This is a genomic window from Rhizobium sp. NFR03, assembly GCF_900111275.1.
Lineage (GTDB): Bacteria > Pseudomonadota > Alphaproteobacteria > Rhizobiales > Rhizobiaceae > Ferranicluibacter.
The window spans coordinates 23,710-37,084 of sequence record NZ_FOGR01000014.1; the positions used below are offsets into that span (position 1 = coordinate 23,710).

At 58.7% G+C, this 13,375-nt stretch carries 7 protein-coding genes; 6 read left to right on the forward strand and 1 reads right to left on the reverse strand.

All coding sequences use genetic code 11. From position 1 onward, the window contains the following. Positions 1-155: 155 nt before the first annotated feature. Complete coding sequence (locus BSG19_RS24060) at positions 156-980, forward strand: hypothetical protein (RefSeq protein WP_139274821.1); 825 nt, start codon at positions 156-158, stop codon at positions 978-980. Further along, positions 973-4,209 carry a DEAD/DEAH box helicase gene (locus tag BSG19_RS24065; RefSeq protein WP_170866095.1) on the forward strand — a complete coding sequence of 1,079 codons (3,237 nt, stop codon included), beginning with the start codon at positions 973-975 and terminating at the stop codon, positions 4,207-4,209. Before BSG19_RS24060 ends, BSG19_RS24065 begins: the two co-directional genes overlap by 8 nt. A gap of 176 nt (positions 4,210-4,385) precedes the next feature. Here BSG19_RS24065 and BSG19_RS24070 read toward each other — a convergent pair whose 3' ends face one another. Then, positions 4,386-5,534 carry a site-specific integrase gene (locus BSG19_RS24070; RefSeq protein ID WP_092990551.1) on the reverse strand — a complete coding sequence of 383 codons (1,149 nt, stop codon included), beginning with the start codon at positions 5,532-5,534 and terminating at the stop codon, positions 4,386-4,388. Positions 5,535-5,722: 188 nt separating this feature from the next. Between BSG19_RS24070 and BSG19_RS24075 the strand changes: the two genes are divergently transcribed. The 4 genes from BSG19_RS24075 to BSG19_RS24090 all read left to right on the forward strand — a co-directional run bounded on the left by BSG19_RS24075 (position 5,723) and on the right by BSG19_RS24090 (position 13,373). After that, entirely contained in the window at positions 5,723-6,862 is a 1,140-nt protein-coding gene (locus BSG19_RS24075) for an RHE_PE00001 family protein (RefSeq protein ID WP_092990552.1), read from the forward strand. Between the two features lie 111 nt (positions 6,863-6,973). After that, complete coding sequence (locus BSG19_RS24080) at positions 6,974-8,818, forward strand: DNA cytosine methyltransferase (protein ID WP_092990553.1); 1,845 nt, start codon at positions 6,974-6,976, stop codon at positions 8,816-8,818. 140 nt (positions 8,819-8,958) lie between these two features. Beyond that, on the forward strand, positions 8,959-11,328 hold the full coding sequence (locus BSG19_RS24085; RefSeq protein WP_244529411.1) for a hypothetical protein: 2,370 nt from the start codon (positions 8,959-8,961) through the stop codon (positions 11,326-11,328). 125 nt (positions 11,329-11,453) lie between these two features. Next, positions 11,454-13,373 carry a hypothetical protein gene (locus BSG19_RS24090; RefSeq protein ID WP_092990555.1) on the forward strand — a complete coding sequence of 640 codons (1,920 nt, stop codon included), beginning with the start codon at positions 11,454-11,456 and terminating at the stop codon, positions 13,371-13,373. Positions 13,374-13,375 lie beyond the last annotated feature (2 nt).

Consider the following 13,375-nt stretch of genomic DNA (forward strand, 5'->3'; position numbering starts at 1 on the left):
CGTGTTTTTCTCTTTTTATACAAACGGTTGTCAGCTTTGAACGTACATCCCAAACTTAGACAATATAGAGTGCGAAAGTTGAGCGGATTAATGGTCATGTCGCGGAGAAGCATAGCTTGATCGTTCGTCGGGGAGGGGACTTGGGGATCTCGAAAATGACTGCGGTGCTATCTGAAGAAGTTGAGGTCGACGAAGACGTCACCGGGCAACTGTGGACGGTGGAAGACACGACGACGCTGGCGCAACTGATCGCGGTGATCGCACTCGGTCAAGCACAGCACGCCGCGAGAATAATCGACGAGCTCGAGCCCCTCACCCCTGCCCTGTCAGCCGCAGAGCTTTTTCGGGGAGCCAGGGGCCAAATGCTTATCAGGGGGACGACCGAGGAACAGAGAGACACATCGCGCTACCATCGAGATGGCTTCCTATTCGAGTGCATCTCATGGATCGTCGCGCGCCAGTCGAGCTCAGCGCGCACTTTCATGAAAGATCCGCATATCGCAGCGACGACGCAAGGTCTGGATGGCCTGGCGATAGAAATGGACTCCGAGAAAGACGTGATGATCGGGGCAACCATATTCGAGGACAAATGCACGGATAACCCTAGGAAGAAGTTCCATAGCGAGGTGATGGTGACCTTCGGGGAGCATCATACGAGCAAACGGGTCCGAGACTTGGTTGCCAATGCGGTGTCTCTCATAAGGGAGAGCGGACTCAACGGATCAGAAGCGACTAAGGCGGCGGCAAGAGTGCTTGATCGGTCGTTTCGAACCTATAGGGCATCGCTCACTGTAGGTTCTGAAATCTCGACCACGCAGAGGCGGAAGAGGCTGTTTAAAGGGTACAATGACCTTGATGAGATCAAAAAAGGGCAACGTATTGGAGCAACCTTGATCGTGGAAGAACTCCGGGAATGGTTTCAGGGGTTGGCCGATGAGGTCATCGTCGCCCTCAATGAATACGAGGATGCCGATGTTTGACGTACGGACCGCGGAACTGCTTCGCTCAGCTCCTAACCTGCCGGAACTTGAGGCGGATAAACTCCCTGAGATGCTAACTCGGCACTATGCAGAATTGGTATCGACGAGGCTCCGGGGCGATGTCGACGAGCCAGCCATCGAAGGAAAATGGACGCTCGACCGAATCGCGGATGCGTACGAGATAGTTGCGTCAATCGAAAGCGATGTTGACTTGCGGCGAGCTGCAGCCTTCGTCGCCGGAACAGCTCAGCAAATCCTCGCGCGGCGAGCGCCGCCTGCAGAGGGGATCGAGCGACAAATTCCTCTTAGTCGAGACGGGCTTGATCCTACCGCTGCTGCTGCTGTTCTTTTCCTGGGGGCCGAACAATATGCGGACGCTTACGAGGCGGGTAGCTCCATTCCGCGCGCGCGGGGTCCCTACGAGAATAGAATCCTCGGAGACCATCTACGCGATCTGGCACAAGGAAGGCTGGTAGCGATCCTAACGCGAGCCGAGCGCTGGCGCCGCGATGAACCAATACTAGGCACCATCCAGACGCGTGCCTTTCGTAACCTCGTTTCGGCTTTGATCGAGGGTGTGGAAAGGTTGGCGGCAAACATGATGTCCGTCGATGTCCCAGCGGCAACACCTTCTCGTTTCGATTCCGCCAGGCACGCGTTTGCAACTGTCATCGAACTTGCATCGTACACTGACGGTGGTAGCGCCGAGATGTTAGGAGGGCCTCTGCGGACAAACTATCCGGGGCCAGCGCATCTGGCTTCGCTGCTCCTTTCGGCTTCTGAAGGAATCGAAGAGGCTGCCCTCTCCAGGCTGCCGCCCCCCAATGGAGCGAAAGCCGAGTTCTGGGGAGATTGGCTAAGGTTTCGTGCGGAAGAAGCGCCGTACGTGTGGCGAAATCACAGAGAGGCTATAGGCAAAGGGTTTCATCAGACCGGTAATTCCGCGGTCCTGGTGTTGCCGACTGGCGCTGGGAAGACGACAGTTAGCGTTCTAAAAATTGCGGCATGCCTCTCGAGCGGCAAGAAAGTGGTGTTTCTTGCGCCAACGCATGCGCTCGTGGAGCAGCTCACCGAAGATCTGCAGAAGCTTTTTCCGAAGGACAAGTTCGGGTTGGAAGTTTCAAGCGACTTCGATTCACTGCTTCTTGAAGAGGCGCAGTTGCAAGACATCGAGGTCATGACACCCGAGCGATGTCTTGCGATGTTGTCCTATTCGCCCGCCTCTTTCCAAAAGGTCGGGTTGCTGGTTTTTGACGAGTGTCACCTACTGAGTCCGGAGTCGGGCAAAATCGGCCGAGCGCTCGATGGAATGCTGTGCCTTCTGGCGTTCCATGCAGCTGCACCTAAGGCGGACATGCTCTTTCTTTCTGCGATGCTTGAGAACGGCCCAAAGTTTGCAGAATGGATCGAGGATCTAACCGGACGGACTTGCGTCCCCGTCGACCTTCTCTGGAAACCGAGCCGGCAAGCACGTGGCGTCATCGCGTTTGAAAAGAGCGAGATCAACCAGGCTATTCAGCGCGCCAAGGACACGCAAACCGAGCTGGATGACCAGAAAGGGAAGGTTTCTGCGACGCTCCGTGCAGCCTCGAAACGCGAGTTGGTGGCCCAGCCTTATGTGGTGTGGGGCCTCCAGCACAATTGGCACAAGTCGACAAGATCGCATGCATTCACGACCATTTCGGACGGTGAGTTTCAACTGGCCGGAGGGTTTGAAGATGGGAGAATTTGGGCAACCCCAAACGCAAATGACGTCGCGGCCTCAATCGCTATCAAGGCATACAGCACCGGCCTCAAGACAATTATCTTCGTGAATACCAAGGCCGACGCTGTCGGGACCGCTGCAAGCGTCTCTGAACGGCTGGGTAAAACGGTCGTCCTAAACGAAAGCGAGGGATGGCTATGGGACGCTCTCGTGCTGGAGCTTGGGGACGCCAAGCATGCGATCTTCCCTGACGGAAATTTCGGGGCTGTCCCTCATAATTCGGCAATGCTTCGCCTTGAGCGCAGTCTTTCCGAGAGGCTCTTTCGGCGCCCCGATGGCGCGCAAGTCATCGTCGCGACACCTACCCTCGCTCAAGGTCTCAATTTGCCGGCACATCTCGCAATTCTGGCTGGAGACAAACGCTCCGGTAAGAAGAAGGGAGCAAGAGAGCCGCTTGAAGCCCACGAGCTGTTAAATGCTGCCGCGCGAGCCGGCAGGGCAGGGCATTTGGCAAATGGCGTGGTCATCCTGATCCCGGAGCCGATTATGACATTCAAGCCCGGAGTAGCACTAAGTACCAAGCTCAAGGACAAGCTGAAGTCAGTTCTCCCGGAAGATGATCGATGCGTCACGATCACCGACCCACTGGAAATGGTGCTCGACAGGGTCATGGCCGGGGCAATCGATGACCGTCAGGTAAACTACACGATAAACCGACTTGTCTCGCTCAACATCACGGATACGGACACGGGGTCAGCACACAGTCTCATGTCCCGATCGTTCGGCGCCTTTCTCGCCCGGAAGCGAGATGAACAGAAGGACTACGAGAAGAAGGTAGAGCAGCTCTGGGCCGTTGTGAAAGAAGCGGTTGACGCTGAGCCCGATGCTGTTGTGATTCTACTAGCGACGCAAAGTGGGCTTCCTGTTGACCTGCTGGAAGCATTGCGGGCGCGGATCGCCAAGTCCCTGGGAGACTTGCCGACCACCGTTAAAGCATGGGTGGAGTGGGCATTCTTGTGGTTAAAGAGCGATGCTCGCGCACGGGAATATTTACTGGGTGACGTCGAAAGAACCGCTCTGGCAGCAGCTGGCAAAGCGGCAGACCAGCCGATTGATAACAGTGTTCTGGATCGCCTTTGCTCGGGAACGCTAGCTTGGATCGAGGGTAAGCCGCTCAATGAAATTGAACGTGCCTTAGGCGGTGATCCGAATGGGGGGCAGAAGAACTCGCGAATTTGTCTGCGGGCGAGGGAGCTGATCTCTTCGTTCATCCCGAGAGGCCTCTCTTTTGCGATCGGCGTCGTTGGCAGGATGGCTGAGGAATTGGCCGCCGCGGACGCCCAGGCAACATTAAATTTGGAACTTCTGCAAAGCCTTTCTGGGACCGTTCGTCGAGGATTTGACACCGCCGAGAAGCTTCAGTTTGCAAACGCACATCGGGAGATCTTAGGACGAGTTCAGCTGCATCGATTCTATCATGAGACCTATTCCTTCCCTGAGCTGGACCTTGACGACGAGCTGTAGTGGCCGGGGTCCTCCACACAGCCCTAGAAGCAATGAGATGAAGAACCGCGTAGCTCAGCAGCCTGTGATATCGTCCAGTAAAAACGTTATCTTATCTTCAGCCGTCTTTTTCCGCGCCCTTGTTGGTCTCTCGTAGTGTCTTTTCATCGCCTTAAGCTTACCGAACGCTGGCGTCATTACAACATGCGAGCGGCACGCCCGGTTCGTCGGCTGGCGTTGTTGTAGTAGCTGGATGCCTGTTGCACCGATCGATGACGCGACTGCTCCATGGCCTCTGGGAGGGGGATGCCGCGGTTGGCAGCTTCAGTCAAATATCCCGATCGCAGCCCATGCGCAGATAACTCCGCAGGCTTTAACCCAGCCATCTCGGCACGCTGCTTCAGAATTGCATTGACCGACTGCGGATCAATCGCCCGCTTCGAAACAGTGCCCCATCGCCCGATACCCCGAAACACACTGCCTTTCTCGATCTTTGCGGCCGTTATCCAGCCGTTGAGAGCATCAACAGGTCGGCCGGTGAGATAGACGGTATCATCCTGCTCGCCGCTTGTGGTTTTCGTCCGTCCGAGATGAATGGCAAGAGAGGGGAGGGGAGGGCCGTCAGGCATCTCGATCGGCGGCTCAACAGTCAACTGTTCCACCCGAAGTCCGGCAATCTCGCTACGTCGACGGCCCCCGGAGGCAAAGGCGACCATCAGGATTGCCCGGTCGCGCAGATCGCGCAGGCTTTCTGTGGCGCAGGTGGCCAGCAGCTTTGCCAGGATATCACCGGTGACTGCCTTGGCGCTCTTGCGTTGCCGCGTCCGCGGAACAGCACGCACGGCGTGGCGTATGGCCGACTTGAGGGCAGGAGAGGCGAAAGAACCATGGAAACCGCGCCATTTCGTCAGGGTCGACCAATTGGCCAGACGCCGACGCACGGTGGCTGGCGCGTGCGGGCCGATGGATTTAAGGAACCCTTGGATACGGAGGTTTTCATCGATAGCAGTTGGCATGCCGTGATCAGGATCGGCCGCACGCTTTTCCGGATCCCAAAGGTGATGGGCGACGAATTTCAAAAGCAGCGCTTCGGGCGCCGGCCAGGGCAGGGATTTCCCGGTCGCAGCCAATCCCCAGGCTTCGAGATAGGCGAGATCCGAGGTCAGCGCCCGCAGCGTGTTGTCGCCCATCCCCTGGTTGACGAGATGGCGCAGCGTTTCGACGTCGTGGTCGGTGAGCAGTTCGGCAAGTTCGTTGCGCCGCTCCATCGGCAGCACGGCGGCGATCGTGTCGAGCTCTTCGGCGCGCCGCTCGACGGCGGACAGTGATGTCTTGGGTATAGCCACGGACGCTCCAAAAGGACGGTTTCGGCGGGCTCTAAGACCGTGATTTGCCCCGATTCTATCTGATTCGCGACTCCAGATCAACTACCATCGATAAGCATTACTTATCGATGGTTAGACCGCTATTTAGCAAGTATACCATGTGAGGAATAGCAATATAGAGATAGAGTTCTTATAAGAAATCATTTACAATGATTTCAATGGCCTACGATCTCGCGAAAATCAGCATATCTACCTTGATGCGGCCGGCATTCGACGCCGGCCTCGCTCTCACGCGTCTGGACGAGCGCATCGCCCGTTCACCGGTTGGCGAGGGCTTTGTCGAACGCTCTCACTTCACCGACGCCTGCGCGTCTCTCTGGATCGACGGCGAATTGGTACATCTCGAAGACCTCGTTCTCCACGACCATGTCAGAGATATTCGCACACCCACCCACGAGCTGACCATCGCCCGCGACGTCCTGCGCACCCGCCGGCGCATTGCCGCCCAACTTCCCGGCTGGGCATTGTCGGCAGACGGACTTCGCACACTGCGAAAAACCTCGGAGATCACGGCGGTCGACGCTGACGAGGCGACGCCCGCCGACGCCATCCGGCGCGCGGTCGCGAACGATCCGGACGGCGAGGGGGACGACGCCGACGACATCGAACATCTCCCCGGCATCGATTATGCCGCCATCGATGCGGTTCTCGCCCGATCGGAGGGGGCAATCGAGAACGCTACGCGGCCGGGCCGGAGGGACGACCCAGAGAAAGATCCGATGATCTACGATCTCGACTGGGACGAGGACGCCCGGCTCGACGAATGGCGTGCGGTGTTGCGCCAAGTCGAAAATCTACCCGCAGTGCTGCAGGCCATCGTTGCTCTCGATGCCTGGAACGAAATTTCGGTACTGCAACATGCGCCCTGGCTCGGCCGGCTATTGGCCGCCTCCATCCTGCGCCAGGCAGGCGTCACGACCGGCGCCCATCTCGCCGCCATAAACCTCGGACTGAAAACCATTCCCGTCGATCGGCGCCGGCATCGTGATCGGGAGACCCGGTTGCTCGCCATCGCCCACGGGGTGATCGCGGCCGCCGAGATCGGACTAAAAGAACATGACCGGCTGGCGTTGGCCCGGACACTGTTCGAGCGAAAGCTGGAGGGACGCCGAACGTCTTCAAAATTGCCCGAGCTGGTCGAGTTGGTGATGGCGAAGCCATTGGTGTCGGCTGGGATGGTGGCGAAGGCGCTGGAGGTCACGCCGCAGGCGGCGCGGCGGATCGTGGCGGAGCTCGGACTCAGAGAGATGACGGGGAGGGGGAGGTTTCGCGCATGGGGGATCGTATAGTGCAGAGGGCAGGCTCGCATAAAACATCTGCGAGTGTCTTCGAACGATTTCAAGAAATAGTTTTGGGCAAGTTATCTTTTCTATCGATGCGTGCGTTGCATGCTGCTAAGTATGCTGAAATGCATGGGGAAAACTATGGGTCAAGTCGCAATCGATCTCTATTCCGGCTGCGGTGGGATGTCAGCCGGAGCCGCGGCGGCCGTTCCCGATCTGCAGGTCAAGTGGGCACTCGACATCGACGTCAACGCCACCAAGACATTCGCAAATGCTCACCCTGAAGCTGTGGTTGACTGTTGCGACGTTTCTCTCGTGTCGGCGGCCGAGGTCGTGGAGCGGGCTGGGATCGAGAAGATCGACTGGTTCTTCGCGGGGCCGACCTGCCAGGCAGTGAGCACGATGGGTGTCTTCCATCTCGATGATCCGCGGAACGCCCTCTTCGTCCACTTCATCCGGCTGCTCGACGGCTTCACCGCCGCCGGAAGGAAGCCGCGCCATGTCGTGATGGAGAACGTGCCCGGTGTGGTTTACGGCCAGAACCTTGTGATAGTCAAAGAACTGTTCAAGATCTTCAAGGAGCGCGGCTATTATGTGTTCGCCGACGTCGTGAACATGGCGGACTACGGGCTTCCGCAGCTCCGAAACCGCTTCATCTTGATCGCGACTGTCAACGAGGTGCCGCCGACTTTCCCACGGCGCACGCATGCTCCGGTGAAGAAGGGCGAACTCAGGGAATACGTTTCCGTCAGCGAGGCCATCGCCGATCTCGCAGTCGGTCAGGCCGACGACAAGGCTGTCGTCAAGCTGGCGTACCGCGGGCGCCCGACGCGGTTCCAGTCTTATGTTCGCGACGGCAACGGTTTCGCGCCGAACCATCACGGCAACCACTTGTCGGAGGTCAACAGGAAGCGGGTCGCCACCGTGCCGCAGGGCGGCTGCTGGAAGGACATTCCACCGGAGCTTCTCCCAGATCGGTTCCGCCGCGTCCGCCTGACCGACTACGCGACCCTGTATGGCCGCCTTCACGAGGCTTCGCCTTCCTACACGATCTCGGCCGGCTTCAACAACGTCACGTCCGGCTGCTTCACGCATCCCATACACGACCGCGCGCTGACGGTGCGCGAGGGTGCCCGCCTGCAGGGCTTCAGAGACTCCTTCGAATTCCTTGGCCCCAAGGAGGCGCAATACCGTCAAGTAGGCAACGCAGTTCCTCCATTCTTCATGATGCAACTGGTCCAGCACCTGATGTCCGGTGAAAAGGGGGTGCCCGCACGCATCACTGCCGCGGCCCTCGAAGGAGGCAAGAAGCTGCCGAGCATGGTGAAGCGCTTCACGGCAAAGAGAAACGATTCCGAGCGCTCGCGGGACGGATACGGCGGCGGTACCTACTGGCCAGCGGGCTGGGGCGAGCCGATTGCCGCAGATGCCGTGGCCGCGAACGGCTACCGCCTCAAGGAGGACATGCCGCTTCGCTATCGGCGCCGTGACGAATGGCGAGCCAACCGGGACCGGTTCATCGACCAGGACATCGTCAAGGTCTACGATGCCCAGCGCCAGCAGCACGTGGCGGCAGGGTCAGTCGCATTTCCACTCGTCAAGCAGGACGACGTCGACGCTATCGATCGGGCAATTGTTCAGATACTTGCAGTCGTCGGCACTCGTCCCGGATCGCTGGAAGTCGATGCCCCGGTTCGATACCTGCGCGCCCGGACCAAGCTGCTGCACGAACAGCTGCGGGAGAAGCAGGCCGCCGACCTACCCGCCATGGAAATCGCTGACGACGAGGAGGTCATCAGGTTCGGCAAATCCGACGCCCTCTCACAGTTTGCGCGGCTCGCATTCGAGGATTCCGACCTGGCGGACACTGACGCTGTCCGGGGGCCACACCTTGTTCTCCACTGGCGGCACATGGAGGCCGACACCATTCGGATTGGACAAGACCTTCACGCGGAGCAATGATTTCGGTTGCGCCGATAAAGAAGCTGTTCGACTTTAGGTAAGTGGGGACGAGACGGGGTAGGGGGATCTTGGCTAGCTTCGAGGAGGAATGTATCGAGAGGTACTTTCTCGCGCCCGGTAACGCTGGGCCGATCGGGAGCGTGTACCTGTCGGATGAAGATCTCCTGGAGATCCTCGGAGTCAACGACATCGAAGAGGCGCGCCGCCGATTCATAAAGCTTTTGCCAGCTGGATCCAATCTTCGAGATTATCTTTCGGGTGAGCTTCAGCCGACCCGCGCCAGTGTCCCGTCCTACATCCGGCTGCTGATGTTTCTGTGCTGGATGCAGACTACGGAGACACGCTGGGGCGGCACTCGCCAATTTCACGAAATATTCGAGGGTCACATCGGCTTTCGCCCTTGGAGTATGAGCGGGCTCAACGGGCTGTGGGAGCATTTCCGGGACTTCTTGAAAAAGGAACATGGAGTTATTCTCGTCCTGCCGGACATCCACCGCGTATACACGCAAATCGGTCGAACTCTGCAGTTGGCATTCCCGACCTGGCGGGACCGGGAGGCTTTGCGGAAGCTTAAGAGGCAGATTTCCGAACAGCACTTGCTCGACCCACTGGTCGTTGCAAACACTGTTCGAACTTCGCGAGGCTCGCTTGGTGAGACCATGCAGTCGTTCGTCTATAACTTCGAGGAATTCGATCAGGCTCGAAAGCGTGGCTTCAGAGAGTTTGAGAAAACGCCCTTCTGGAAGGCATGGTACGCGATTGTCGCCACGCAAGCTGCCGCCGAGTACATCGAGGTGATCGAAAGCGATTTTGGTGGTTACGAACTCTACCGCGTACCTCCGGTCGGGGATCGCGTTCTGATCTCGGCGCCGGAAGAGGCACTGAGGCTGGTCCCCAAGCCAATCGCGAAGTTGATTTCAAAAGGTTTGGTCTGCCTGGAGAGTCTGGGCTATGGACGATACCGGGCGCAGGCGAAGGCGACTTCCAATATTCTTCTGATGCACGCGACTAAGTTTGCACAATGCGACAGGTCGAACATCCGCTCTTCGGCGTCAATCAATTCAAAGTGGGTCGTGGCGACCCTTCGCGGGAAGCTGGGCGAGGCCGAGATCAGTGCCTCCGGTCAGAGGGAGTTCGGGTGGCATGATGGCATTAGAGTCGGTGCTGGAGCCTACCTCGGAAGATCACCACTTACGCCGACCGTCTCCGGGCCTGTGCCTGAAGCGATCAAGGTAGAGGTGGGTGGAAAATCAGTTGGACTGATTAGGGTCGCAGACGACATGGCCCTACCGCCAGGTGTCTACACTGGTGCTGCGGTCGCTCGTAGTCTTGGGGCGTCGCACGAAGTGCTCCTGGTTGCTCGCGCGAACGAGGTCAGTTCGGTGCGGCGGATGCCAGTGGAGTTAGCGAAGGATATTCCTGAAGACGACTTCCACTATGGCACAGCTCCATCGGTCGCTCTCGACACAGAAGTCTGGTCGGGCGTTCGCATGGCGCCTGGCGACGAACTGCTGACGATCGGAGAAGCCCTCTACGAACGAACGGCTCGCGGTCTGCCGCTGTCTGAAGCTGTTGACATCGTCCGGCGTGGGGTTACTCTTCTCGAAGATCGCCCGTCCGAGTGGGATATCGTTCGATTGTTTGCGGATGCCGGGTGGCTCGAGCCAACCTTCCTTAGACATTTCCCGGCGCGACGTCTCCTTCAATTGCAACTGTCAGCGTATCCTGTCGACGAGACCACAGTAGTTATCTGCGGCCCAACGCCCCTGGCGGTCGTTGATAGGCTGACAGTTGCGGCAAGAGCCGCCGGCGGAGCGATCGAGACAAGAAATGGCGCCTCCTCATGGTCGCTTCCTCGGTATGTGTTCCGCGCGCAGAGCAGCGGCGGTGTCCAGGAGTTTCTGCGAAGAGCAGAACTAAGCTTGGCGCCGAAAAGCGCCCCGGCGGTGGCTGATCGCGCAGACCATGGCGATCCCCACGGCTTCCGCGTCGTCGGCAAACTGTCACTCGACCGCGGGTTCTTTGCGACAGCCTTCGACAAAGAGATGACCGACGGTCTGTACCGCATCGAACGGCCAGAAGGTCGAATGCACTTCTACTATCGTTCGGTAATCCCCGGAAAGCCTGATCAGAATTACGTTTCTCCATCCGTGGCGTTGTTGTCTCATCATCTACGGCTCGGCGGGGAGGTGTTCGAGTTCAAGGACGGCATCGCCTTCGCTCGCGCGGCGAGGGTAAAGCTCCCGTCCAGCTGGGCAAGATGGGCTTCTGACCTCTCACTGTGTAATCCCGGCCTGTCGAACGCTTCAGGTGTCTGGCGCTATGAGTATCCCGTGGGAGAAGCAGCGGTAGCCGCGATATCGAAACTGGTTCCAGTTTCGATGGACACGGGACTGACCAAGAGCTGGCGGGATGGGTTCGTCCTGTCTGCATCCAATCGAGATCGAAAAATCTATGACAACCGCTCGCGGCTGGTTCGCTCGGCGGCACGCATGCGCGGGAAGAAGTAATGTCGGGTTCCAGCAAGACAGTATTCCAGGTCGTCAAGGTATTGAATCACTCCTCCGCCCTGGTCGTGGAGATAAGAGGGGGCAGCTCCCAGACTGGGAGGCTACGGGAAACCAAAGAGCCGCGGATGGTACTCGATGGCGTCGGCTCTCTCTGGCTGGTCACTGGAGAGAAGGACGAGCCAAAACACGTATTGGAGGACCTTGAGGAGCTGCCAGATTTCAGCGTGCCGATGGTCTCGACGCTGTCGTCGACGATCCGTGCCAGCTCTGAATTCGAGCTTCCGGCGACCGTCGAAGCATTCAACCTCCCCGGACATTTCAAGACGACCACTTTCGTCACCGTGACGCGCATCCTTGCAGCCTATAGCGCGCGAGACATCGACTTCGAAGAGGTCGTTCGCCGACTGCGGGAGGGCAGGCTCGAAATCCCATCGAGAGAGATCATTGCCATCGAGGTGTCCAAAGGCGACTGGCTCACTAGCCATTTCATTCGCCTTCCTTCCGGTTCGTACGGGCTTTCGCCTGATGCGGATCCGCGAGCACTTCCTGTCAAAACCATCGAGAACAAGCCTGATTCGATGAAATTGCCGTCGGGCCTGCTGATCTTCCTGTCCGAGCCTCGATGGAGCCTCGAGACAGAAAAGGATGTCCGCCCCGAACATGAGGTGCTGGAGTCTGCCGAGCGCTGGCTCGGTCGTTCAACGCTCGCAGTAGAAAGCGCGCCGGGCGACGCTAATGCTGTCGACTTGCTTCGGCACCACGTGGCGACGACAGTCAATGACGACGAGAAAGCGGATATCGCCGCCGCGGCTCGACTTCTTGCAGGTCGCCAATCGATACTCGACATCATGCCACAGATCCTCGCGAAGGATCCTGCCTTTCAGAAGCGGGTTCAGGAGTTCGAGCTTCAGGAGCAGGAACGTCTCAAGGAAAGGCTCCGGTCGAAAGTCGAGTCCGAGATCGAAGCGGAGAAGGCTCGTCTCGGGGAGATTCGAGCGGAAATCGCCGAAGCAGATGCTCGCCTTGCCGTCGCCGGGCAGCGCGAACTGCTTCTTCGGAACGAGGCCGAAAAGCACGACGAGGTCATGAAAGCGCGCATTGAGGAAGCTGCAAAACAGCTGCAGGGCGGCGCAATAGAACAGACCGACCATCTTCGTCGTGAACTCGATGAGCTTCGAGACCTGGTACTGCAAATGCCCAGCCATCCCACAACCGTCGTCGTGTCGGCGGCTGAGGAAATTCCGGAACCGCAACGGCCGGACGTCAATGGCACGGCCGTCGGGCCGAAGGCTGACGAGGGCGCGCGAAAGAGTATTCTCGCGGGCTTGGCATCTGCAACCGGGATCTCGCAAGCCGATTTGATGGCGATCCTACTCAAATCGACAGACGAGGTCCCATTGCTTGTCGGCGAACGGGCTTCCGGCGTGGCAGCCGATATCGTGGCTGCCATCGGTGGTGAGGACAGTGCGGTCGCCTTCTGCGATCCATCGCGTATTTCGTGGCAGGATCTCATGCACGACGAGACTTCGGGCCTCGCCGCAGCGGTGGCGAAGGCCAAGGCCAATCCGGACATCCTCGTCCCGATAGCGATATGCGGCATCACCAATGGCCCCTGCGAGTACTGGCTTCCCCAGTTCGTGGAATCCAGGCGCATCGGGCGTCTTCCGCGGAACCTCGCAATAGTGGCCAGTGCGGGCATCGATGGGTCGCGAGTTTCGATACCAGACTCTGTCCTTCGCTTCCTGATGCCTGTCGAGGTGACGAACAGCGCCAAGCCCGTTCGCAGGTTGTTTGCCGGATCGTGGCCCGCGGAGTTCGACGCCAACCGGTCGAACCTCGCCGATGCGATCGACGTGCTCACGCAGTCGGAAGCATTCGAGAACGGGTCGCTCCAACGTGCCGCCAAGACGCTGTCGAGAACGCCACAGGGCATGGCGATGGCTGAGGTCGCCCAGGCACTCGTCCGGCAGGCCCAGTGGCTGGCGAGCGTCTCCGGCGGCGGACAATACGAATTCAAAAATCGCTTCAAGAATATTGAGGGCTGAAC